22 protein-coding genes are annotated in these 21,969 nt (G+C 73.1%); 4 read left to right on the top strand and 18 right to left on the bottom strand.

Annotated features, from left to right (window positions below):
- Nucleotides 1-108 precede the first annotated feature (108 nt).
- The 6 genes from ACPC54_RS10300 to ACPC54_RS10275 form a co-directional block, all read right to left on the bottom strand.
- Complete coding sequence (locus ACPC54_RS10300; RefSeq protein ID WP_498963310.1) at nt 109-597, bottom strand: DUF3180 domain-containing protein; 489 nt, start codon at nt 595-597, stop codon at nt 109-111.
- A 254-nt stretch (nt 598-851) separates the two neighbouring features.
- On the bottom strand, nt 852-1,451 hold the full coding sequence (gene folK, locus ACPC54_RS10295) for a 2-amino-4-hydroxy-6-hydroxymethyldihydropteridine diphosphokinase (RefSeq protein ID WP_498963308.1): 600 nt from the start codon (nt 1,449-1,451) through the stop codon (nt 852-854).
- 43 nt (nt 1,452-1,494) lie between these two features.
- Entirely contained in the window at nt 1,495-1,854 is a 360-nt protein-coding gene (gene folB, locus ACPC54_RS10290) for a dihydroneopterin aldolase (protein ID WP_465733775.1), read from the bottom strand.
- A gap of 273 nt (nt 1,855-2,127) precedes the next feature.
- On the bottom strand, nt 2,128-2,607 hold the full coding sequence (locus ACPC54_RS10285) for a nuclear transport factor 2 family protein (protein ID WP_498963306.1): 480 nt from the start codon (nt 2,605-2,607) through the stop codon (nt 2,128-2,130).
- 14 nt (nt 2,608-2,621) lie between these two features.
- Nucleotides 2,622-3,503 carry a dihydropteroate synthase gene (gene folP, locus ACPC54_RS10280; RefSeq protein ID WP_498963304.1) on the bottom strand — a complete coding sequence of 294 codons (882 nt, stop codon included), beginning with the start codon at nt 3,501-3,503 and terminating at the stop codon, nt 2,622-2,624.
- A 70-nt stretch (nt 3,504-3,573) separates the two neighbouring features.
- Complete coding sequence (locus tag ACPC54_RS10275) at nt 3,574-5,415, bottom strand: phosphatidylglycerol lysyltransferase domain-containing protein (RefSeq protein WP_498963302.1); 1,842 nt, start codon at nt 5,413-5,415, stop codon at nt 3,574-3,576.
- A 378-nt stretch (nt 5,416-5,793) separates the two neighbouring features.
- On the opposite strand from ACPC54_RS10275, the gene ACPC54_RS10270 reads away from it, so the two are divergent.
- Together ACPC54_RS10270 and ACPC54_RS10265 are read left to right on the top strand one after the other, a co-directional pair.
- Nucleotides 5,794-6,948 carry an alpha/beta hydrolase gene (locus tag ACPC54_RS10270; RefSeq protein ID WP_498963300.1) on the top strand — a complete coding sequence of 385 codons (1,155 nt, stop codon included), beginning with the start codon at nt 5,794-5,796 and terminating at the stop codon, nt 6,946-6,948.
- Between the two features lie 113 nt (nt 6,949-7,061).
- Nucleotides 7,062-7,850 (top strand): ferritin-like domain-containing protein, encoded by a 789-nt coding sequence (locus tag ACPC54_RS10265; RefSeq protein WP_498963298.1) that lies wholly within the window; start codon nt 7,062-7,064, stop codon nt 7,848-7,850.
- Nucleotides 7,851-7,856: 6 nt separating this feature from the next.
- Here ACPC54_RS10265 and folE read toward each other — a convergent pair whose 3' ends face one another.
- The 6 genes from folE to dacB all read right to left on the bottom strand — a co-directional run bounded on the left by folE (nt 7,857) and on the right by dacB (nt 15,923).
- Nucleotides 7,857-8,462: a GTP cyclohydrolase I FolE gene (gene folE / locus ACPC54_RS10260; RefSeq protein WP_498963296.1), complete on the bottom strand. Its 606-nt coding sequence runs from the start codon at nt 8,460-8,462 to the stop codon at nt 7,857-7,859.
- Between the two features lie 104 nt (nt 8,463-8,566).
- Nucleotides 8,567-10,624: an ATP-dependent zinc metalloprotease FtsH gene (ftsH, locus tag ACPC54_RS10255; protein WP_498963294.1), complete on the bottom strand. Its 2,058-nt coding sequence runs from the start codon at nt 10,622-10,624 to the stop codon at nt 8,567-8,569.
- Between the two features lie 223 nt (nt 10,625-10,847).
- On the bottom strand, nt 10,848-11,402 hold the full coding sequence (gene hpt, locus ACPC54_RS10250; protein ID WP_045692298.1) for a hypoxanthine phosphoribosyltransferase: 555 nt from the start codon (nt 11,400-11,402) through the stop codon (nt 10,848-10,850).
- Nucleotides 11,403-11,473: 71 nt separating this feature from the next.
- Nucleotides 11,474-12,601 carry a tRNA lysidine(34) synthetase TilS gene (tilS, locus tag ACPC54_RS10245; RefSeq protein WP_498963826.1) on the bottom strand — a complete coding sequence of 376 codons (1,128 nt, stop codon included), beginning with the start codon at nt 12,599-12,601 and terminating at the stop codon, nt 11,474-11,476.
- Nucleotides 12,602-12,876: 275 nt separating this feature from the next.
- A complete protein-coding gene (locus tag ACPC54_RS10240; RefSeq protein ID WP_498963291.1) occupies nt 12,877-14,058 on the bottom strand; it encodes a zinc-dependent metalloprotease in 1,182 nt (393 codons plus the stop codon).
- 218 nt (nt 14,059-14,276) lie between these two features.
- Nucleotides 14,277-15,923, bottom strand: a complete 1,647-nt coding sequence (gene dacB, locus ACPC54_RS10235) for a D-alanyl-D-alanine carboxypeptidase/D-alanyl-D-alanine endopeptidase (protein WP_498963289.1) — start codon at nt 15,921-15,923, stop codon at nt 14,277-14,279.
- 76 nt (nt 15,924-15,999) lie between these two features.
- On the opposite strand from dacB, the gene ACPC54_RS10230 reads away from it, so the two are divergent.
- The gene (locus tag ACPC54_RS10230; protein ID WP_402979220.1) at nt 16,000-16,491 is read left to right on the top strand and encodes an inorganic diphosphatase; all 492 of its coding nucleotides are present in this window, start codon (nt 16,000-16,002) and stop codon (nt 16,489-16,491) included.
- A 123-nt stretch (nt 16,492-16,614) separates the two neighbouring features.
- Here the strand turns inward: ACPC54_RS10230 and ACPC54_RS10225 are convergent, their stop codons facing one another.
- From ACPC54_RS10225 to ACPC54_RS10215, 3 genes are all read right to left on the bottom strand, one after another.
- Nucleotides 16,615-16,824: a dodecin gene (locus tag ACPC54_RS10225; RefSeq protein WP_498963287.1), complete on the bottom strand. Its 210-nt coding sequence runs from the start codon at nt 16,822-16,824 to the stop codon at nt 16,615-16,617.
- A gap of 100 nt (nt 16,825-16,924) precedes the next feature.
- Nucleotides 16,925-17,884 (bottom strand): asparaginase, encoded by a 960-nt coding sequence (locus ACPC54_RS10220; protein ID WP_498963285.1) that lies wholly within the window; start codon nt 17,882-17,884, stop codon nt 16,925-16,927.
- 70 nt (nt 17,885-17,954) lie between these two features.
- The gene (locus ACPC54_RS10215; RefSeq protein ID WP_498963283.1) at nt 17,955-18,575 is read right to left on the bottom strand and encodes an RsiG family protein; all 621 of its coding nucleotides are present in this window, start codon (nt 18,573-18,575) and stop codon (nt 17,955-17,957) included.
- Nucleotides 18,576-19,116: 541 nt separating this feature from the next.
- Here ACPC54_RS10215 and dtd point away from each other — a divergent pair.
- Nucleotides 19,117-19,557 carry a D-aminoacyl-tRNA deacylase gene (gene dtd / locus ACPC54_RS10210; RefSeq protein WP_498963281.1) on the top strand — a complete coding sequence of 147 codons (441 nt, stop codon included), beginning with the start codon at nt 19,117-19,119 and terminating at the stop codon, nt 19,555-19,557.
- Between the two features lie 6 nt (nt 19,558-19,563).
- Here the strand turns inward: dtd and ygfZ are convergent, their stop codons facing one another.
- From ygfZ to ACPC54_RS10195, 3 genes are all read right to left on the bottom strand, one after another.
- Nucleotides 19,564-20,526: a CAF17-like 4Fe-4S cluster assembly/insertion protein YgfZ gene (gene ygfZ / locus ACPC54_RS10205; RefSeq protein ID WP_498963824.1), complete on the bottom strand. Its 963-nt coding sequence runs from the start codon at nt 20,524-20,526 to the stop codon at nt 19,564-19,566.
- A gap of 19 nt (nt 20,527-20,545) precedes the next feature.
- Nucleotides 20,546-21,010, bottom strand: coding sequence for a Fur family transcriptional regulator (locus ACPC54_RS10200; protein WP_498963279.1), 465 nt, complete (start codon nt 21,008-21,010; stop codon nt 20,546-20,548).
- 85 nt (nt 21,011-21,095) lie between these two features.
- Entirely contained in the window at nt 21,096-21,680 is a 585-nt protein-coding gene (locus tag ACPC54_RS10195) for a heme-binding beta-barrel domain-containing protein (protein ID WP_498963277.1), read from the bottom strand.
- Nucleotides 21,681-21,969 lie beyond the last annotated feature (289 nt).

Here is a 21,969-nt window from a genome sequence, read left to right as displayed (position 1 = left end):
GTGCGAATTGGGGCTCTGTCAGCCCAGGGCCCGCTTCGGCCCTTGACAGTGCGCAAGTTCTACCGAACGTACCCGGCATTTCACTCAAGATCACCGGGAAATCCCAGCTCAGCGGTGGGTGGCCGCCGGACCGCCCGGATCGTCGTGGTTCTCGGGCAGCTTGCACACGTGCTGGATCCACAGCGCCGCCGCGATCACCGCGGCCCCCGCCAGCACCGCGAGCCCGGCCGTGACGGCCTGGTCCTTGCGGGCGGACACGTCCAGCTCGCCGAGCAGGTAGATCCCGGCACCCGCGTAGATGCCGGTGACCACCGCCGAGACCAGCGCGCTGGCCTGCCCCAGCACCACGGCCCGGGCGGCCAGCAGCGGGTCGACGCCCTTCGCGCCGGGCTGCCGCTCGCGCACCGCCTTCAGCCGCGAGCGCAGCGAGAGCGCGGTCGCCAGCAGGATCACCGCCACCGCCGCCAGCACCACCGGAGCCGCGCCCGGCACGGCCGGCAGCGTGTCCAGGGAGGCCCACAGCTTGGAGCCGGCCCAGGACAGCGCCGTCGTGGCGGCGGTGATGCCGATGAGCAGGCGGAGGCGAAGCAGCTTCACTCGGAGCGGGTCCTTCCCGGGGTCGCGGACGGAGTCCGCCGGCCGTCCGGTGGCCCGGCGCGGCGGCGCCCCGCCACCGTACCGGGCCCGGCCCGGCGGCCGGTCACTCATCTACTCGTACGGCCGGGCCCCCTGGCCGAGTTCCCCTCCCGGACCGCCCGGACCGCCCGGACCGCCCGGACCGCCCCGGACCGGACACGCCGGGCGGGCGAGCCCGCGGCGGTGCCGGGCGGCGCCGGGCGGCGCCGGAGCGGCTACTCCGGCAGCGTCAGCCGGATGTCCTCGCGCAGCTTGACGCCCTGCGCGGCCGGGCCGCCGAGCGCCTCCAGCAGCGCGTCGACCCGCCCGTGCCCGGGCACCTCGGCCTCCGGCTGGGCGTCCAGCCAGGGCGCGAGCACGAAGGCCCGCTCGTGCGAGCGCGGGTGCGGCAGCAGCAGCTGCGGGTCGTCGCTCAGGACGCCCTCGTAGGCCAGGATGTCGACGTCCAGGGTGCGCGGGCCCCAGCGGACCTCGCGGACCCGCCCGAAGGCGTCCTCGATCGCGTTGCCGCGCTCCAGCAGGTCCCGCGGCGGCAGCGAGGTGCGCAGCACGACGACCGCGTTGTAGTAGTTCGGCTGCTCCTCCGGGCCGCCGACGGCCTCGGTCTCGTAGACCTGGGAGACGGCCTTGATCCGCAGCCCGGGGGTGTCGGCGAGCGCGTCGACGGCACCCTGCAGGGTGTCCAGCCGGTTGCCCAGGTTGCTGCCGAGCGCGATCACCGCGCAGTGCTGGCGGTGCAGCGTGGTGTCGGCCGAGTCCACCCGGTTCTCCAGGTCGAACGCGTTCGGCTCGGCGATCGGGTCACTGCTGTTCATCGAAGGAATCCCTCTGCATCGGAAACCGGGCGCGCGGCGGCGGTCATGCGCGGCCCCGGTGGATGGTCACGGTCACGTCGTCGAACGGCACGGTGATCGGGGCGTCCGGCTTGTGCACGGTGACCTCGACCTCCTCGACCGCCTCGTGCTTCAGGCACTGGTCGGCGATCCGCTGAGCCAGGGTCTCGATCAGGTCGACCGGCTCCCCGGCGATGATGGCGGTGACCTCCTCGGCCACGATGCCGTAGTGCGCCGTGCGGGTGAGGTCGTCTCCGGACGCGGCGGGGCGGGTGTCCAGGTACAGCACGAGGTCGACCACGAAGGTCTGGCCCTCGATGCGCTCCCGCTCGAAGACACCGTGGTGGCCCCGGGCACGCAGCCCCCGCAGGGTGACGCGGTCCAGCAAACGAATCACTGCTCCCAGTCGGACGGGCCCCGCCCGGAGGAACGAAGCACGGACGGGCAGGGCGAAAGGCGGGCGGCAGAACCGCCACTCCGTTTCGAATCTACCCGCGAGCGCGGACAACACCTGACCGTCCTACCCGGCACGAACCGTCGCCACGCGCACCGGAATGGCGATTGACGTGAACGTTCGGTGACCACTCGGGAATTCCCCGGCGACACGGCGGCACCGATTCCCCACCGTGTCCGGAACACTCCGGGAATGCCCCCGGAATCAGTCCTCGTCGTCCTCGTCCCCGCTGGTCAGGACGGGTGAACCGTGGTGCGACCAGAGCTTCCACCCGGCCGGGGTACGGCGGAACAGATTCGTCGACACGACCTTTCCGCCGACCAGTGGTCCGAGTTCCCCCTCCTCCTCGGCCTCGCCCCCCGAGAGGATGTTCTCGGTGCACGTGACAAGGGCCACATCCCCGTGCACCTCCGCCTCGACGTCGGTCAGGAAGAACTGGATGTACTCCGTGTTCATCATGATCAGCATGTACGACCGGGTCACCTGGGCCCGCCCGCGCAGCACCGGCCAGCCGGGGTGCACGCACACCACACCGCCCTTGTCGTCGGCGTCGGCGGCGCCCAGCCAGACGTCCTCCACCGCCTCCAGGTCCCCGCGCTCCAGCGCCTCGTAGAGCGCCCGGTTCGCCGCGAGCACCGCCTCCAGGTCCGTCTCCCGGGCCCGTCCCGCGGTCCCGCCGCTCACCCTGCCGTCACCTGTCACAGACCCTCCCTCACCCCAGCCGCACGCTGCCAGGCCGCGACCACGCGGACGGCGTCCGCCGTGCCCGACACGTCGTGCACCCGTACCGCCCAGGCACCGGCCCGCGCCGAGAGCACCGAGACGGCCGCGGTCGCGTCGTCGCGCTCCCGGGCCGGGCGCAGTTCCCCGGTTTCCGGGTCGGCGAGCAGCGTACCCAGGAACCGCTTGCGCGAAGCGGCGACGAGGACGGGACGGCCGAGCCCGGTGAGCGCGTCCAGCCGTCCGAGCAGCGCCCAGTTGTGCTCGGCGGTCTTGGCGAAGCCGAGCCCGGGGTCGAGGATCAGCTGGTCCTCCTTGACGCCGGCCGCCAGCAGCGCGTCCATCCGCGCGGTCAGCTCGGCGACCACGTCGGCCACCACGTCCTGGTAGACGGCCAGCCGGTCCATGTCCGCGGACTGCCCGCGCCAGTGCATCACCACGAAGGGTGCGCCGGTCTCGGCGACCACCCGGGCCATCGCCGGGTCGGCGAGCCCGCCGGAGACGTCGTTGACGACCACCGCACCGGCCTCGACGGCCCGCTCGGCGACGGAGGCCCGCATGGTGTCCACGGACACCGCCACCCCGGCGGCGGACAGCTCCCGCACCACCGGCAGCACCCGGCGCAGCTCCTCCTCCTCGGGCACCCGCCGCGAGCCGGGGCGGGTGGACTCGCCGCCGACGTCCACCAGGTCCGCGCCGCGGGCCCGCAGCGCGAGCCCGTGCGCGATCGCCTTGGCGGGGTCGTGCCAGAGCCCGCCGTCCGAGAAGGAGTCGGGCGTCACGTTGACCACGCCCATCACGGCGCAGCGGCCGAGCCGCGGCAGTCCGGCCGGCAGGGTGTACGACGGCGAATCGTTCATGCCCCCATTATCGAACGGGGCCCCCGCCGAGGATTCTCGGCGGGGGCCCCATCGGCGGCGGGGGCGCTGCTCAGGCCGCCTCGCCGACCTCGCGGGTCGACGGCACCGGCATCAGCCCCTCGCGCTGGCGCTTGCGGCCGAAGCGCGGCATGCCGAGCGTGATGAAGGCCTCGGCCTGCATCGCCGCGAAGCCGATCCGCGGCAGGTCCCGGGTGTTCGGGAAGACCAGGAAGCGCGGCTCCCACTCGGGCTGGAACTTGGCGTTGAACTTGTACAGCGACTCGATCTGGAACCACCGGGAGAGGAACACCAGCAGCCCGCGCCAGGCCCGCAGCACCGGTCCGGCGCCGATCCGCTCGCCACGGGCGAGCGCCGAGCGGAACATCGCGAAGTTGAGCGACACCCGGCGCACGCCCATGGCCGGCACGGCCTGCAGGGCGGCGACGATCAGCAGCTCGTTCAGGCCCGGGTCGGCGGCGCGGTCGCGGCGCATCAGCTCCAGCGAGATGCCGTCCGGCCCCCAGGGCACGAAGTGCAGCACGGCCTTCAGGTCGTCGCCGCTCTCGCCCTCCTCCGGGGCCTTGTGGGCGGTGACGACCACGCAGTCGTCGTCCAGCGGGTCGCCGAAGCGGCCGAGTGCCATCGAGAAGCCGCGCTCGGTGTCGGTGCCGCGCCAGCGGGCGGCGGCGTCGGCGATCCGGTACTTCTCCTCGACGGTCAGCTCGGAGACCCGGCGCACCTGGCAGGAGTAGCCGTTGCGCTCGATCCGCTTGACCATCTGGCGGACGTTGCGCATGGCCCGGCCGGCCAGCGAGAAGGTCGCGGTGTCGACGATCGCCTCGTCGCCCAGCTCCAGCGCGTCCAGGCCCGCCTCGCGGGTCCAGACCTCGCCGCCGACCTCGCTGCAGCCCATCACGGCCGGCACCCAGGCGTGCTCGCGGGCCTCGGCCATGAACACCTTGATCGCGCCCGGCCAGGCCTCCACGTCGCCCACCGGGTCGCCGGAGGCCATCATCACGCCGGAGACGACGCGGTAGGAGATCGCCGCCTTGCCGGTGGGCGAGAACAGCACGCTCTTGTCGCGGCGCAGCGCGAAGTAGCCGAGCGAGTCGCGCTCGCCGTGCCGCTTCAGCAGCTCGCGGACCTTCTCCTCGTCCTCCTCGGTCAGCTCCGGCTTGGGCTTGCCCGGACGCAGCGCGAGGTAGGCGGTGGTGAAGGCGGTCAGCAGGCCGAGCCCGCCGAGCAGCATGGCGACCAGGTCGGACATCCGCTCGTTGTTGTAGCGGACCGGGCCCTCGAAGCCGAACAGCCCGTAGCCGACGTGCTCCAGCCGCCGGCCGAAGCCGGGGTGGCCGAGCTCGTACTTGGTGCGGGTCCAGACGATCACCAGGCCGAGCAGCACGCTCAGGCCGCCCATGACGACCAGGTTCACCACCGCGCCCCAGCGGGTGCGCGGGTCGGCCTTGGCGTAGAACTCGCGCTGGTGCACCAGCATCACCGCGAGGACGACCAGCGAGACGACCGCCGGGCCGATCTGGTGCCAGCGCACGATGTGCAGCGAGGCGCTGACCGGCAGCAGCACGCAGACCGCCCGCCAGGCCCGCCGCTTGCGCCGGCGCAGCGCGTGCGCGAGCGGCACCAGCAGGATGCCGACCATCATCGTGCCGACCGCGGCCAGGCTGGTGGTGCCTCCCGGCAGCTGCCCGGCGAAGGTGTGCATCCTGGTGTGCCGGAGCTTGGGGAACACCGAGCTCGCGATGTCGACCAGCCCGATCAGCAGACAGGCGTAGCCGACCGCGCTCGGGAGCCAGGACCTCGGGACGGCGGCCGCCTGGTTGCGCAGCGTCTGCAGGCCGCGGCGACGGCGCGGCGGCTGCTCGGGGCTCGGCTCAACGGACACGGGGACGCTCATGGGAGTTCAGCGTAGAGGCTGCGGGGAGGTGCCCGGGCGCCCCGGTGGGCGGCGCGTGATGGACCTTCATGCCTATTCCTTCTGCAGGCAATGCGCACACCAAGGACCCGGAAACGGTCGGTAAACCGGGGCCGTGGTCGCGCTGCGGGTTGAGCCGGTGGTGGAAGCGGAGCGCTCGTCGCCGCGTGGCGCGACGAAGCCCTCCTGGACGCGTTACGTACGGTGGACGCCGCATTCTAGGGCGCCGGTTGCCGACGATGCCCCCCGCCCTCCCCGGTCCGCCCGGGCGTCCGGACAGCCTAGCTGCGGTGGCCCGGCCTGACGGGCCGCCAGACGATGAAGCCTGCACCGACAGTGTCCCACCGGAAGGCCGACGGCATGGAACTGACCAGCGACGCGCTGGTGAACTCGCTGCTCGCACTCGGCGCTGCGGCCCTCGTCACCACCCTGTGGATCTGGCCCCGGCTGGCGCGGCAGCGGCCGCTGCCGGTGCTCGGCCGGATCGGCCTGCTGACGGTGACTCAGGCGTCCGTCCTGGCCGTGCTGGCACTGTCGGTCAACAACTCCTTCGGGTTCTACACCTCCTGGGACGACCTGCTCAACCCCGGCGGCACGAAGCTCGCGCTGACCAGCAACGAGAACCACAAGGGCGGCGCCCCGGCCGGCGACGCGCTGATCCAGCCGACGAACGAGGGGGGTCTGGAGACGGTCACCGACCTGCCCAAGGGCCCGCCGGAGGAGGTCGGCAAGGTCGAGTCGGTCCGGGTGTCCGGCAAGGAGACCGGCCTGTCCGACCAGATGTTCGTCTACCTCCCGCCCGAGTACTTCGACCCGAAGTTCGCCCTGGTCCGCTTCCCGGTGCTGGTCTCCATCGCCGGCTTCCCCGGCACGACGCTCAACCTGATGAAGGAGCTGCCGGTCGTCCGGACCGCCGCCGAGCTGCAGAAGGCCGGCAAGATGCCACCCACCATCGTGGTGCTGGCCCGGCCGACCGTCGCCCCGCCGCGCAACACCGAGTGCGTGGACGTCCCGGGCGGCCCGCGCGCCGAGACCTGGTTCGTCAAGGACGTCCCGGAGGCGCTGCGCACCACCTACCGGATCGGCCGCTCGGCCGGCTCCTGGGGCGTCTTCGGCTACTCCACCGGCGGCAGCTGCGCGATGCGCCTGGCGATGCGCTTCCCGAACGTCTACGGCAGCGCGGTGGGCCTGCACGGCGACTTCTCGGTGCACGAGGACCAGTTCACCGGCGGCAGCCTGTTCAACGGCGACAAGGCGCTGGCCCAGCAGAGCGACCTCTCCTGGCGGCTGCAGAACCTGCCGGCCCCGCAGCTGGCGATGCTGGTGGTCTCCACCCGCAAGGAGGCGGACTACGCGCAGACCGTCCACTTCGTCGAGCAGGCCCAGCAGGTGGCCACGGCCAACCCGCAGTTCGCCGTCGAGTCGCTGTACCTGGACGACGGCGGGCACAACTTCGACAGCTGGGTCCGGGAGCTGCCCGCCTCGCTCGAATGGGCGGGCGCACACCTCGGCTGACGCGTGCGAGTGACTACCCGCCGGTCGGCCCGCCCGGCCGGCGGCCGGGGGGAACGTATCGCGACCGCCCGCCCGATCCCCGCGGGCGTCGCCCCGTCCGCGCAGGAGGCGCCGTGCTGAGCACCAGATCGCTGTTCGACGAGATCTACCGGAACGACCAGGCCTACCAGCTGTTCTGCAGCATCGCGGCCGGCGGCGAGGACCAGGGCGGCTGGGAGAACGAGCGGATCACCGCCCTCACCACGGACCCGGTCCTCGCCCCGAAGGTCGCCCGGCACGGTGCCGACGAACGCAAGCACGGCCGGATCTTCACCCAGCTGCTGAACAAGCGCGGCCTGTCCAAGGTGCCCGTCCCGGACGACGCCGACTACTGCATGCTGCTGGAGCGCCAGGGCGTCGGCCTCTCGCACGAGCGGCTGAAGAGCGACGTCCCGCTGAGCGAGCGGGAGATCATCACCTACCTCGCGCACAGCCGGGTCACCGAGCAGCGGGCCGCCGAGCAGATGCGCCAGCTGGTCAAGGCCTACGCCGACAACCCGGACCTCGACCGGGCGATGCGGATGATCTCCTCGGACGAGGACGACCACCTGGCGTACTGCCACGAGGAGCTGCTGCGGCTGGTCGCGGCCGGGCACGGCCCGTACGTCCGGCACACCCTGGAGGCCTGCGCCCGCGGCGAGATCCGCACCCACCGGGACGTCGGCCTGGCGGTGACGTCCCGGATGGCGCGGATCCTGCGCTGGCCGCGCTGGCAGCTCGCCCTGGTCACCCTCGGGGTGCACGCGCTCTACCTGTACGACCGGGCCTTCGGGTGGCGCCGGATGGTCTCGCTGCGGATGCCGGAGCGCCGCAACGCCCTGGGCACCCCGGCTCCGCCGCACGCGGAGCACGGGGTGTTCTGAGGGCGCCTACCGCCCGATGATGAGGCTCATGGCCTCGGCCCGGGTGGCCGGGTCGCGCAGCTGGCCGCGCACGCACGAGGTGATGGTCTTCGCGCCGGGCTTGCGGATGCCGCGCATCGACATGCACATGTGCTCGCACTCGACGACGACGATCGCCCCGCGCGGCTCCAGGATGCGCATCAGCGCGTCGGCCACCTGGCTGGTCAGCCGCTCCTGCACCTGCGGGCGGCGGGCGTAGACGTCGACCAGCCGGGCGAGCTTGGACAGGCCGGTGATCTTGCCGCTGCTGGACGGGATGTACCCGACGTGCGCCACGCCGCGGAACGGCACCAGGTGGTGCTCGCAGACGGACGTCAGCTCGATGTCCTTGACCAGCACCATCTCGTCGTGGCCGAGGTCGAAGGTGGTGGTGAGGACGTCCTCGGGCTCCTGCCACAGGCCCGCGAATATCTCCTTGTAGGCGCGCGCGACCCGGGCCGGGGTCTCCAGCAGGCCCTCGCGGTCCGGGTCCTCGCCCACGGCGAGCAGCAGCTCCCGGATGGCGTTCTCGGCCCGCTTCTGGTCGAAGGTCCCGACGGCGGGCGGACCGTCGAGCGTCACCGGGTCGATCATGCGGGCCTCGCTTAGGTGTGGGACGACTTGGGCTGGACAGCACGGATGCCGCGCCTCCAGGGTACAAACCCTGATGACGCGGCATCCATTCCGTACCGGAGCGGTCAGCTCTCGGCCGGGCGCTCCGGTGCCTGCAGCGGCGGGAGCTTGACGATGTCGACCGGGGCGGCCTCCACGGCGGCGGCGGCACCGTTGGTGACCGCCAGCTCCTTCGGCGACTGCACCGGCGGCCGGGTGGACGGCGTCCGCCGGGCCGAGCCGGTCCACGCCGCGCGGTGCGGGCGCTTGACGATCGGCGCGAAGATCTCGGCGATCTGCTCCTTGTTCAGGGTCTCCTTCTCCAGGAGCTCCAGGACCAGGTTGTCGAGCACGTCGCGGTTCTCGACCAGGATCTCCCAGGCCTCGTTGTGCGCGGCGTCGATGAGCTTCTTGACCTCTTCGTCCACCAGCCCGGCGACCTCTTCCGAGTAGTCGCGCTGGTGGCCCATCTCGCGGCCCAGGAACGGCTCCGAGTTGTCCGAGCCGAACTTGATCGCGCCGAGGCGCTCGGTCATGCCGTACTGGGTGACCATGGCCCGGGCCGTCGCGGTGGCCTTCTCGATGTCGTTCGAGGCACCGGTGGTCGGGTCGTGGAAGACCAGCTCCTCCGCCGCGCGCCCGCCCATCATGTAGGCCAGCTGGTCGAGCATCTCGTTGCGGGTGGTGGAGTACTTGTCCTCGTCCGGCAGCACCATGGTGTAGCCGAGGGCCCGACCGCGGGACAGGATCGTGATCTTGTGCACCGGGTCGCTGTACTGGCAGGCCGCCGCGACCAGGGCGTGGCCGCCCTCGTGGTACGCGGTGATCTTCTTCTCCTTGTCGGACATGATCCGCGTGCGCTTCTGCGGACCGGCCACGACGCGGTCGATCGCCTCGTCCAGGATGCCGTTGTCGATCAGCTTCTTGTCCGAACGGGCGGTCAGCAGCGCGGCCTCGTTGAGCACGTTCGACAGGTCGGCGCCGGTGAAGCCGGGGGTGCGCTTGGCGACGGCCGAGAGGTCGACGTCGGGCGCGATCGGCTTGCCCTTCTGGTGCACCTTCAGGATGTCCAGGCGGCCCTGCAGGTCGGGGCGCTCCACCGCGATCTGGCGGTCGAAGCGGCCCGGGCGCAGCAGCGCCGGGTCCAGGATGTCCGGGCGGTTGGTGGCGGCGATCAGGATCACGCCGCCCTTGACGTCGAAGCCGTCCATCTCGACCAGCAGCTGGTTGAGGGTCTGCTCGCGCTCGTCGTGGCCGCCGCCGAGGCCCGCACCGCGGTGCCGGCCGACGGCGTCGATCTCGTCGACGAAGACGATCGCCGGGGCGTTCGCCTTGGCCTGCTCGAACAGGTCGCGGACGCGGCTGGCGCCGACGCCGACGAACATCTCGACGAAGTCCGAGCCGGAGATGGAGTAGAACGGCACCCCGGCCTCGCCCGCGACGGCGCGCGCCAACAGGGTCTTGCCGGTGCCGGGCGGGCCGTAGAGCAGCACGCCCTTGGGGATCTTGGCGCCCACGGCCTGGAACTTGGCCGGCTCCTGCAGGAACTCCTTGATCTCGTGGAGCTCCTCGACCGCCTCGTCGGCGCCCGCGACGTCCGCGAAGGTCGTCTTCGGGGTGTCCTTGGTGAGCAGCTTGGCCTTCGACTTGCCGAACTGCATGACGCGGGAGCCGCCGCCCTGCATCTGGTTCATCAGGAAGAGGAAGACCAGGACGATGATCACGATGGGCAGCATCGACAGCATCAGGCTGACGAGGGTGCTCTGCTTCTCCGGGCTGACGGTGTAGCCCTCGGACAGCGTGTTCGGGTCCTTGTCGTTCATCTGGATCTGCAGCTTGTCGGCGATCGCGACGCCCTGGTCGCCGATGTACGACGCCTGGAACTTGCTGCCGGACGGGGCCTTGCCCGAACCGGCGGCGGGCAGCTTCGCGCCGTCCTTCAGCTGGATCTTGATCGTGTTCGAGTCACCCGTGGTGAGCTGCGCAGACTTGACATCGTGCGCGTCGATCGCCGCGACCACCTGACCGGTGTCCACCGTCTTGTAGCCGTTCGAATCCGAAACGACCTGCATCAGTACGATGACGGCGAGGACGGCCAGCACGATCCACATGATCGGCGCACGGAAGTATCGCTTGACGTCCATCCATGCGGGGCGTTGCCGCCCCGTCCCTCCTGCCACTCAACGGCGCCGTGTGGCTGTGGGCCGCGGCGCATCCGGTTGGTGCTCATGTGAAGAGCGGTTTATTGGACCGTACCGCAGTCACGCCCGTCCATGACGGGAGCGCGGCGACACGGCTGTGGTTCTTCCCCACGGGACAACGGGCGGGAACCACCTGCTGTTCCCACCCGTAGCCCGAACGGGGCTCTCAGCCGCCGTAGACGTGCGGGGCGAGGGTCCCGATGAAGGGGAGGTTACGCAGCTTCTCCGCGTAGTCCAGGCCGTAGCCGACCACGAACTCGTTCGGGATGTCGAAACCGACGTACTTCACGTCGATCTCGACCTTGGCCGCGTCCGGCTTGCGCAGCAGGGTGCAGACCTCCAGCGACGCCGGGCCGCGCGAGCCCAGGTTGCCCAGCAGCCAGGACAGCGTCAGACCGGAGTCGATGATGTCCTCGACGATCAGGACGTCCCGGCCCGCGATGTCGGTGTCGAGGTCCTTCAGGATGCGGACCACACCGGAGGACTTGGTGCCCATGCCGTACGAGGAGACGGCCATCCAGTCCATGGTGACCTGCGAGTGCAGGGCCCGGGCGAGGTCGGCCATGACCATCACGGCCCCCTTGAGGACGCCGACGATCAGCAGGTCCTTGCCTGCGTAGTCCCGGTCGATGCGCTCGGCCAGCTCCTGGAGCTTGGCGTCGATCTCGTCCTTGCTGATGAGCACCTTCGCGAGGTCAGCGCCCATGTCGTTCTGGTCCACCGGGGATACGTCCTCAAACGTTCGGGGTCTTTGTGGCCGGCGGCCGGCCACCCCCGGGCATGCCTCGCCCGTCAGTCACCCTGCCGCCGAAAGACCAGCGTGCCACACCTGCGGGTGGCCTCGACGCCCCCGGGTAGGTGCAGGGGGCCCTGGCCGCGCCATCCGGTGACCAGCAGGTCGATCGTCTCCAGGTGCCGCGCGAACAGGTCCCCGGCCGGACAGCCCGCCCGCAGCGCCGCCCGGCGCAGCACCCGGCGGCGCACCGCCGGCGGCAGCTCGGCCAGTTTCACCGCGTCCAGGGCGCCCTCGCCCGTACGGAGGTCGCGTTCGGCCAGCGCGGCCCACTGGTCGAGGGCGTCGGCGTCGTCGCGGAACAGCCGCGCGGTGCGGGCCAGCGCCTCCACCACTCCGCCGCCCAGGTGCTTCTCCAGCACCGGCAGCACCTCGTGGCGGACCCGGGAGCGGGTGTAGGCGGGATCACAGTTGTGCGGGTCGTCCCAGACCGGGATCGACTGCGCCGAGCAGGCCTGCCGGGTGGCCGCCCGGTCCAGCTCCAGCAGCGGGCGGCGGTAGCGGCCCTTCTGGGCCGGCATCCCGGCCAGCGAACGGGCGCCCGAGCCGCGGGCCAGGCCCAGCAGCACCGTCTCGGCCTGGTCGTCCCGGGTGTGGCCGAGCAGCACCGCGATCGCGGAGTGCCGGTCGGCGGCCTCGTCCAGGGCGGCGTAGCGGGCGTCCCGGGCGGCGGCCTCCGGGCCGCCGGCCCGGCCGACCCGCACCGGGACGGCCTCGACCGGGTCCAGGCCCAGCGAGCGCAGCCGCTCGGCCACCTGGGCGGCCCGCTCGGCGGAGCCGGCCTGCAGGCCGTGGTCGACGGTGACGGCACCGACCCGCAGGCCGATCTTCGGGGCCTCGAACGCGGCGGCGATGGCCAGCGCCATGGAGTCCGCGCCGCCGCTGACGGCGACCAGTACCAGCGGCGAGCCGGGGGCCGCCGGGGTGCGGGGCAGGCCGGACGGGTGCCGGGCGGCGTTGCCGATCAGCGTGGTGCCGAGCGCGGCGCCCACCAGCGGGGCGCCGGCCGGGCGCTCGCGGGGCGTGCGGGCGGGCGGCGTGAAGGTGGAACCGGCCTCGGCGGCCAGCTCGGCGAGCGAGCGGCGGACGGCCAGGCGTATCGCGGCGACGGCGGGGTGAGGGCCCACGGACGACTCCTCGGCGGGAGGTGCGGACAGGACGGCGGCGAGCGCGGTGGTGCCGCGCGGCCGCATGAGCGCCGTGTTACCGGGCGCTCACAGATGGTGGCAGATAGTGGCCACCCGCTACGCCACCCGCGCCCCCGGTACGACGACCGTCCCACGTTCGGGTGAATGGAGAAACGTATCTTCACCAGCGGTCTGCTCGATTGGACCACTCGTACGAGCGGGTTTGACCACCGCAAGCCCTTTGCCGCCCGGCTCGGGGCGGCCGCCGCCCACCGCTACCGGGCCACCCGGGCCACCCACGCGGCCGGATCGTGGATCTCCTCCTTGGTCGGCAGGGTGTTCGGGGAGGTCCACACCCGGTTGAACCCCTCCATCCCGACCCGCTCGACCACCCCGCGCACGAACACCGCGCCGTCCTGGTACTGGCGCAGCTTGGCGTCCATGCCCAGCAGCCTGCGCAGCAGCAGGTCGAGCCGGTTCGCACCGCGGTCCCGGCGCTGCTGGAACTTCTCCCTGATCTCCGCGACGGTCGGCACCACGGCCGGGCCGACGCCGTCCATCACCACGTCCGCGTGGCCCTCCAGCAGCGACATCACCGCCGTCAGCCGGCCCAGGATCTCCCGCTGCGCGGGCGACTGGACGACCTCCAGCAGATTCGACGAACCCGAGCCGGCGCCCTCCTTGCCGCCCGTCCGCGGCAGGCCGCCGCCCAGCGCGCCCGCCGCCTCGCGCAGCCGCTCCAGCAGCGCGCCCGGATCGACGTCCGTCTCGGCCAGGAAGGACTGCACCTCGGACTGGATGTGGTCGCGCAGCCACGGCACCGCCGTGAACTGCGTCCGGTGCGTCTCCTCGTGCAGGCAGACCCAGAGCCGGAAGTCGGCCGGGTCGACGTCCAGTTCACGCTCCACGTGGACGATGTTCGGCGCCACCAGCAGCAGCCGGCCCGGCCCGGGGCCCTCCGGGCCCGTGCGTGGCTTGTCGAACAGCGCCGCCGGGCTGTCCGGCGCCTCCAGCGAGGGCTCCGCCGGCGCGAAGGTCTCGTACTGGCCCAGCACCTTGGTCGCCAGGAACGCCAGCAGCGCCCCCACCTCGATCCCGGTGGCCTTCTCCCCCACCGACCCGAACACCCCGGCCGCCGCCCCGCCCGAGCGGCGCGCCTGCAGCTTCTCCACCAGCGGCTGGACGATCGTCCGGAAGCCCGCCACGTTCGCCCGCACCCACCCCGGGCGGTCCACCACCAGCACCGGCGTCGCGGCGGCGGCCGCCAGGCTGCTCGACCGCATCCCGGTGAACGCCCGGACGTGCTCCTCCGCCTCCAGGGCGTGGCGACGCAGCTCGGCGACCACCGCCGCGGCCTCCGCCCGGCTGACCTCCGGCCCCGGCCGCACCAACCTGGTCGCGGTTGCGACCGCGAGGTTCCAGTCGACCATCTCAGCCCCGCCACTCGCGCTCGTCATGCCCTCACCGTACGTGCTCGCCTCCGCCAACGGCAGCCACCCGCCCCGAACACCTACCCGGGGCCGGGCCCGCCCTCACCCGCCCAACGCCCCCGCCCTCACCACCGTGCCCGGCCCCGCCGGAACGGCCCCGATTCCGCGGGCCGGTCCCGGCCACCGCACGCGGACCCGCGCCCGTCGCGGTCCGGCCGGCCCCCGCGCTGCGGCGGGTCGGTCGGTCAGTGGCAACCGCAGGTGGCGAGGCGGGCGGCGATGCGGTCCATCGCGGCCCGGGCGGAGTCGACGGGGGCGGAGCTGCGGGTCATGACGGCGAAGGAGAGGAGGCGGCCGTCCGCGTCGACGACGGTGCCGGCGAGGGTGTTGACCCCGCTGAGGGTGCCGGTCTTGGCGCGGATCAGACCGGCCGCGTCGGCGGCGCCGGAGCCGGAGCCGTAGCGCTTGGTGAGGGTGCCGGTGAAGCCGGCGACCGGGAGGCCGGTGAGGACCGGGCGCAGCGCGGGGTGCTGGTCGGAGGCGGCGAGGCAGAGCAGCCGGACCAGGACGGCGGGCGGGATGCCGTTGCCGGTGTGCAGGCCGCTGCCGTCGTTGAGGGTGACGCCGGTCATCGGCACGCCGAGCTTGCTGAGTTCCTGGGTGACGGCGGTGGCCGCGCCCTCGAAGCTCGCCGGCTGGTGGGCGGCGAGCGCGGCCTGGCGGGCGACCGCCTCGGCGATCTGGTTGTCGGAGGTGGTGAGCATGCGCTCGACCAGCCGGGCGATGGTCGGCGAGTCGACCCGGCCGAGCAGGGGCGCGTCGGCGGCGACCGGGGCGGCGGCGGGCTTGGCCCGGCCCTCGACGGTGACGCCCTGGGCCCTGAGCAGGCCGGCGAAGGCCTCGGCGGCGGCGGAGGCCGGGTCGGCGACCCGCTTGGGCGCCTCCTCGCGGCTCTTCGGGTCGACCTTGCCCTCGTCGATCATCAGCGGGACGACCGGGGCGATGTTCGTGTCGTCGTCGTGGAACTTGTGCAGCGGGTTGCCGCTGTACAGCGAGAGGTCGTAGTCGAGCGCGACGGTGGTCGTACCGGCGGCCTTGAGGGCGGCGGCGGTCTGCCGGGCGAGCGCGTCGAGGGAGGCGGGGGCGGTGTCCGGGTCGGCGGGCTGCCCGCCGATCTGCACCTGGTCGGCGGGCAGCGCGGTCAGCGTCGGGTCGCCGCCGCCGACGAGGGTGATGCTGCCGGGGGTGGCGCCCTTGACGACCCGGGTGGTCAGCCGGGTGTCGCCCGGGACGAGGGACAGGGCCGCGACGGAGGTGGCCAGCTTGGTGGTGGAGGCGGGGGTGGCGGCGGTGTTCTCGCCGGAGCCGTACAGGAGTTGACCACCGGCGGCGTCCGCGACGGCGATGGTGACGGTGCCCAGGTTCCGGTCGGCGAGGACGGTGGCCAGCGCCTGCTGGAGGCCCTGGGTGGTGGGGAGGGCCGCCTCGGGGCCGGTCTGCGCGGTGGCCAGGACGGCGGCCGTGGCGGGCGCGGGGCGCGCGGCGGTCGGGTCGCCCCCGCCGGGGGCGGGCGGCTCGGCCCGGCGGGTCGGGCTCTCGCCGCCGGGCCGCGACTTGCCCTTGTCCCGGCCCTGGTCGCCCTTCTTGCCCTCGTGGCCGCCCTGATCGCCCTGGCTGTCCTGGCCCTGGTCGCCCTGGCCCTGGCCCTGGCCCTGGTCGCCCTGGCCTCCGCCGCCGGCGTGCGCGGTGCCGTGGCCGCCCGGGGTCGGCGAGGGCTGCGCGTACGCGCCGCCGCCCGAGGTCAGGACGGTGCCGACGACGAGCAGTGCCGTCCCGAACAGTCCGGCGGCCGTCCCCCTGCGGCGGCGCGCCGCCCCCACCCCTGCTCCCACCGACCGGCCCCTTTCCCGAGCACTCGCTCCCGTAGGAGACACTTGGATTCTGTCAGTCCCTACCTTGGAGGAACCGTTGGAGTTCGACGTCCTTATCGAAATCCCGAAGGGCTCTCGTAACAAGTACGAGGTCGACCACGAGACCGGCCGTCTGCGGCTCGACCGGATGCTCTTCACCTCGACCCGCTACCCGGCCGACTACGGCTACGTCGAGGGCACCCTGGCGGACGACGGTGACCCGCTGGACGCCCTGGTCATCCTGGACGAGCCGACCTTCCCCGGTTGCCTGATCAAGTGCCGCGCCATCGGCATGTTCAAGATGACGGACGAGGCGGGCGGCGACGACAAGCTGCTCTGCGTCCCGGCGACGGACCCGCGCTGGGAGCACCTGCGCGACATCCACCACGTGTCGGAGTTCGACCGCCTGGAGATCCAGCACTTCTTCGAGGTCTACAAGGACCTGGAGCCCGGCAAGTCCGTCGAGGGCGCCGACTGGGTCGGCCGCGCCGAGGCCGAGGCCGAGGTCACCGCTTCGATCAAGCGTCTGGCGGACCAGGGCGGTCACTGAGCCGTCGTTCCGACCGTTCGAGACTTCGAGGCGGGTCGGGACAGCCCGGGGCCGGGGTTCGCGGATTCGTCCGCGGACCCCGGCCTCAGCCGTTTCCGGGGCGGGTCGCCGGTGCCGCCCGGGTCAGTCGTCCAGCCGGAAGCCGACCTTCATGCACACCTGGAAGTGCTTGATCCGGCCGTCCTCCAGGTGGCCGCGGACCTGCGAGACCTCGAACCAGTCGAGGTTGCGCAGCGTCCGCGCGGCCCGTTCCACGCCGTTGCGGATCGCGGCGTCGACGCTCTCGGACGAGGACCCGACGATCTCGGTCACCCGGTACACGTGGTCAGTCATGGCGGACTCCCTCAGCTGTGCGACGGCCCCCGGTCCACCGTGCACCGCCGTCCGCCCGCCCGCACCCCGACACCGCCCGCCGGGGCGGGTCGCGGAGGGCTCAGAACGCCGCCCGCACCAGGCCGACCGGCAGGCCGCCGCCGAGCAGCGGGGCCGCGCCGATCCGCTCGACGGTGTCGTCCGCGCCGGTCACGCCGAGCCGGCGCAGCGCGGCCGCCAGCACCGGGCCGCGGGCCCGCTCGCCGCCGTCGTCGATCTTGAAGGCGAGCGCCCGGCCGTCCGGCAGGGCGACCACCTGGACGGCCTCGGCACCCATCTTGGAGAGTGCGCCGGGGACGGCCCGCATCAGCCAGGTGTCCGCGCGGCGGGTGCCGGCCACGTACTCGGGGTGGGCGCGCATCGCGTCGGCCACCCGGCGCTGCTCGGTGCCCTCGGCGGCCAGCACCAGGGCCCGGTAGCCACGGGCCAGGCCGGTGAGCGAGACGGCGAGCAGCGGCGCCCCGCAGCCGTCCACGCCGGCGTGGACGGGGGTCTCGCCGGTGCTCTCCACCAGGGCCTCGCGGGCCAGCCGCTGGATCGGGTGGGCCGGGTCGAGGTAGCTCCCGGTGTCCCAGCCGTTGGTGGCGCAGGCGGCCAGCCAGCCGGCGTGCTTGCCCGAGCAGTCCATCAGGATGGGGGCGCGGCGGCCGCCGGCGGCGAGCAGCAGCTCCGCCTCGGTCTCGTCGAGCGGGAGGTCCGCCGGGGTGCGCAGGGCGCTCTCGTCCAGGCCGGCGGAGCCGAGTATCGCTCGTACACCATCGAGGTGAAACGATTCTGCGGAGTGGCTGGACGCCGCCAGCGCCAGCAGCTCGCCCCCGATCTCCAGCCCGGCCCGCAGCGTCGCCACCGCCTGGAACGGCTTGGCGGTGGACCGGGGGAACACCGGGGCGTCGGGGTCACCGAGCGCGAACTCGACCGAGCCGTCGGCGGCGAGCAGCACCAGCGAACCGTGGTGGCGGCCCTCGGTGAAACCCGAACGGACGACCTCGGCGAGAACGGGCGGGGCGACGGACTGGGACATGGCAGGGGCCTTCCGGGGCGAGGGTGGGACCGGGGGCGAGCCGGGCCCCCGCCCGCAGTGCCTCAACCGATCAGAGCGGGCCGCCCGCGAGCAGGTCGTCGACCCGTGCTTCCCCATCACGGTACCTGCGGGTGATCTCGGCGTTGCAACCGTCCGCCGTGCGCAGCAGCCGCTGACGCCGTCCGGACACCTCCCGCTCGTGCGCGCGCAGGCGCTCCAGCGCGGCCAGCAGCTCCTCGGCCGGGTGCGCGGCCAGGTCGGCCAGCTGGACGTCGCCCATCAGCTCGTCCGCCTCCAGCCGGGACTCCCGGGTGCGCGGCGGGCCGAGCGTGACGTGCCGGGCCGAGCGCCGCACGGTGGAGGGCGCGTCGGTCAGGATGGCCGCCAGGCGGTCCAGCAGGTCGCCGGGGGGCTGCTCGCCGACCGCCGCCGCGGCCCTGGCCGGGCCGCCGCCGGGGCGCCGGTCGAGTTCGGCGCGCAGGATGTCCATCCGGCCGTGCAGCAGCCGCCGCAGGTAGGAGAGGTCGGCCTCCTGCTCCAGGGTCTCGCGACGCAGGATCCGCAGCTGCTCCAGGCCCAGCCGCTCCAACTCGGGCTCGCCGTCCGCGTCGGCCGGGTCCGCCGGATCCACCGGGCCGGCCAGGGCCGACCGATCGGAGCGTTCCCGTGCCGCGCTGCTCGCGTCCATCATCCAGCCACCTGCCGTCGTCCGATCCCGCCCGCTCACGGCACCCAGTCCCTGCCGCCGGTCCGGCCCGTCGGTCGACGGGCTCGCGCGTCCCGTACGTCGGCACGCCCGGGCGCTGCCGGAGGTTCCGCCTCCCGGCCGGGAACCACCCGCCGGAGCGACCCCACCGGAACGCCTGACCCACCGGCTCGACCGCCCGGCCGAACCCCGGCCCGGCGCGGCGGACCATGTGACGCCCCGGACCCTTCGTGTGGCCCCAGCGTGCCACCCCGCCCGGCGCGCGCGCACCGCCCGTGCACCCGAACGGCCCCCTGGCGAACGGGGGTGGCTGATATGACCAGGCCTTTCCGCAGGAAGAGCGGCGCCCGCCCCCGCGCAGGCGCCCACTACACGGCGTGCGCCACCCCAGCGCACGCCCCAGTTCTGCGCCCCCGCAAGCCCTCCGCGGCCTCTCCGCGGCCTCTCCTCAGCCCCGCCGCGGGCGGTCCGGGAGCATGTCCGGGGGCCCTCCGGCCGCGGTTCGGGGCTCCGGCACAATGGCGGCATGCGAGCAGTGGTGCAGCGAGTGACCGAGGCCCGGGTGACCGTGGCCGGAGAGACCGTCGGCGCGATCGAGGGGCCCGGGCTCTGCGTCCTGGTCGGCGTCACCCACGAGGACACCCCGGCCAAGGCGGCCCAACTGGCCCGCAAGCTCTGGACGCTGCGGCTGCTGCCGGCCGACGACGAAGGCGTCGAGCAGAGCTGCTCGGACATCGGCGCGCCGCTGCTGGTGATCAGCCAGTTCACGCTCTACGGCGACGCCCGCAAGGGCCGCCGCCCCACCTGGAACGCCGCGGCTCCCGGCCCGGTCGCCGAGCCGCTGGTGGACGAGGTGGTCGCCCGGCTGCGCGCGCTGGGCGCCAAGGTGGAGACGGGCCGGTTCGGCGCCGACATGCGGGTGGCGCTGGTGAACGACGGCCCGTTCACCGTCCTCGTCGAGGTCTGAGGCCCCCTACTGCGGGACGATCACGTCCTGGGTGCCCGGCACCGTCCCGGCCAGCAGCACCGCGTCCACCGGGACGTTCCGCTTGACGATCGCCAGCGCGATCGGCCCCAGTTCGTGGTGCCGCGCCGAGGACGTGACGAAGCCCAGCGCCCGCCCGTCCGGGTCCGAGGCGAGGCGCACCTCGGTGCCGTGCGGGGGCAGCACCTCCTCGGTGCCGTCCAGGTGCAGGAAGACCAGCCGGCGCGGCGGGCGGCCCAGGTTGTGCACCCGGGCGACGGTCTCCTGGCCGCGGTAGCAGCCCTTCTGCAGGTGGACGGCGGTGCGCAGCCAGTCCACCTCGTGCGGGATGGTCCGGTGGTCGGTCTCGAAGCCCAGCCGGGGACGGTGGTCCTCGATCCGCAGCGCCTCGTAGGCCCAGACGCCGGCCGCCGGGCCGTACCCGGCGGAGAGCTTCTCCAGATCGGCGCGCGGCACGAACAGGTCGCGCCCGTACGGGAGTTCACGGACGGCGGCGGCGCCCTCGACGGAGGCGGCGGAGCCGGCCGGCAGGTGCACCACGGCGTAGTCGGCGGTCGCGTCGGCGACCTCCACCCGGTAGAAGAACTTCATGCTCTCCAGGTAGGCGACCAGCGCGCCCTGGGTGCCGGGCTCGACGTGCGCCCAGGTGGTGGTGCCGTCGTCGACCAGCGAGAGCGCGTGCTCGACGTGCCCGTTCGCGGACAGCACCAGCGCCTCGACGGCCTGCTGCGGCGGCAGTTCGCTGACGTGCTGGGTGAGCAGCAGGTGCAGCCAGCCCAGCCGGTCCGGGCCGGTGACGGTGACCACGCCGCGGTGCGAGAGGTCGACGAAACCCTCCCCCCGGGAGAGGCGGCGTTGCTCGCCGAACAGCTCGCCGTAGTGGGCGGCGACGCCCTCGTCGGGCCCCTCGGCGGGGACGGCTCCGGGCAGGGCAAGCAGCGGGCTCTTCAGACCGGTCATACCGGCCAGCTTACGACCGGCCGTCCGCGAGCTTGGCGGTGCAGTCGGCGCAGCGGCCGAAGATGGCGAAGTGCTTGAGGTCGGTGTCGAAGCCGTGCTGCTCGCGCAGCCGGTCGATCAGCGGCTGGGCGATCTCGGTGCCGGTCTCGGTGACCTTGTCGCAGTCCCGGCAGACCAGGTGCAGGTGGTGGTGGCGGCCGGCCAGGTGGTAGGTCGGGGCGCCGTGGCCGAGGTGGGCGTGCGAGACCAGGCCCAGTTCCTCCAGCAGTTCCAGGGTGCGGTACACGGTGGAGATGTTGACGCCGCTGGCGGTCCGCCGGACGTGGCCGAGGATCTCGTCGGGGGTGGCGTGGTCGAGCACGTCGACGGCCTCCAGCACGAGCTGGCGCTGCGGGGTGAGCCGGTAGCCGCGCTCGCGCAGGTCCGTCTTCCAGTCGCCGGAGAGCTGCCATTCGGTGGTGCCGGTATCCGCCATGGTGCTGTCCCTGCCAAGGTCGGGGGTCCTGAGGCAAGTGTAGGGACCGGCTGCGGGCCGGTCCCTACCTCTTGTCCTGCGGGGCCTACTTGAAGAAGGCGATGCCGTCGTCCGGCAGGTCGTTGATGTCCTTGACCAGCTGGGCCGGGCTGAGCACCTTCTTCAGCTGCGCGGACATGTACGGGCGCAGCGGCACGTTCGGGGCGGCCTTCTCGCCGACCCAGAGCAGCTCGCCGTTGACGAAGCCGTACAGCCGCTTGCCGCCGGAGTACTCCGGGGAGCCCTCGATCCGGGCCACCGCGTCCGTGGAGACGTCGATCTGCGGCTTGCCGTCCGCCAGCTCGCCGTACCAGATCTCCACGGTGCCATCGTCACGGACGGAGGAGATCTCGATCCCGCGGGCACCGCTGGTGCCGTCGTGGTTGCTGGTGATGCGCCAGAACGCGTGCTCGCTCTCCAGCGGGCGGACCTTCTCGCCCTGCTCGTTCAGCACCCAGGTGCGGGAGCGGAACTCCAGGAAGGGGCGGCCGTCGTGCCGGATCACGATCTCCTGGCCGAAGTTGCACTTCTCCGTGCCCGGGAAGTCGTAGACGCCCGCGCCCTCCCAGGTACCGAGGAGGAAGGCGAGCGGGACGACGTCCCTGTGGAGGTCAGAGGGGATCTCGATCATGTTCCTGGTCGCTGTCGTCGGTGTGCGGATGCCTCAACCGTACGGCAGGCTCAGCGCTGGCCCTGGTACAGCTTCATCACCGAGAAGATGGCGAACCAGGTGATCAGCACGGCCATGAGGGCCAGCAGACCGTCGAAGAAGATTTCCAGACCGGACACGGGGGGCTCCCAGGCGGCGACAGTGTGGTGGATTTTGCTGGCGCTCACTCTATCCGTCGAGCTCGGGGCCTTCGCGGCGAGCCCCACCACCACGTGCGGGCGCGCCGACGCCGGCGGGCCGCGCGGCGGTC

The sequence above is a fragment of the Kitasatospora sp. NPDC094028 genome, assembly GCF_049543595.1.
GTDB lineage: Bacteria > Actinomycetota > Actinomycetes > Streptomycetales > Streptomycetaceae > Kitasatospora.
Note: the sequence above shows the minus strand (reverse complement) of the source record. Positions and strands in the feature narration are given on the sequence as shown.

Coding starts and splice junctions, on each gene's coding strand:
- ftsH (WP_498963294.1), bottom strand. CDS start 10,624: ATGGACGTCAAGCGATACTTCCGTGCGCCGATCATGTGGATCGTGCTG.
- folP (WP_498963304.1), bottom strand. CDS start 3,503: ATGAACGATTCGCCGTCGTACACCCTGCCGGCCGGACTGCCGCGGCTC.
- ACPC54_RS10270 (WP_498963300.1), top strand. CDS start 5,794: ATGGAACTGACCAGCGACGCGCTGGTGAACTCGCTGCTCGCACTCGGC.
- ACPC54_RS10275 (WP_498963302.1), bottom strand. CDS start 5,415: ATGAGCGTCCCCGTGTCCGTTGAGCCGAGCCCCGAGCAGCCGCCGCGC.
- ACPC54_RS10195 (WP_498963277.1), bottom strand. CDS start 21,680: ATGATCGAGATCCCCTCTGACCTCCACAGGGACGTCGTCCCGCTCGCC.
- ACPC54_RS10220 (WP_498963285.1), bottom strand. CDS start 17,884: ATGTCCCAGTCCGTCGCCCCGCCCGTTCTCGCCGAGGTCGTCCGTTCG.
- ACPC54_RS10200 (WP_498963279.1), bottom strand. CDS start 21,010: ATGGCGGATACCGGCACCACCGAATGGCAGCTCTCCGGCGACTGGAAG.
- ACPC54_RS10240 (WP_498963291.1), bottom strand. CDS start 14,058: ATGACGAGCGCGAGTGGCGGGGCTGAGATGGTCGACTGGAACCTCGCG.
- ACPC54_RS10225 (WP_498963287.1), bottom strand. CDS start 16,824: ATGACTGACCACGTGTACCGGGTGACCGAGATCGTCGGGTCCTCGTCC.
- dtd (WP_498963281.1), top strand. CDS start 19,117: ATGCGAGCAGTGGTGCAGCGAGTGACCGAGGCCCGGGTGACCGTGGCC.
- folE (WP_498963296.1), bottom strand. CDS start 8,462: ATGATCGACCCGGTGACGCTCGACGGTCCGCCCGCCGTCGGGACCTTC.
- ACPC54_RS10215 (WP_498963283.1), bottom strand. CDS start 18,575: ATGATGGACGCGAGCAGCGCGGCACGGGAACGCTCCGATCGGTCGGCC.
- folK (WP_498963308.1), bottom strand. CDS start 1,451: ATGAACAGCAGTGACCCGATCGCCGAGCCGAACGCGTTCGACCTGGAG.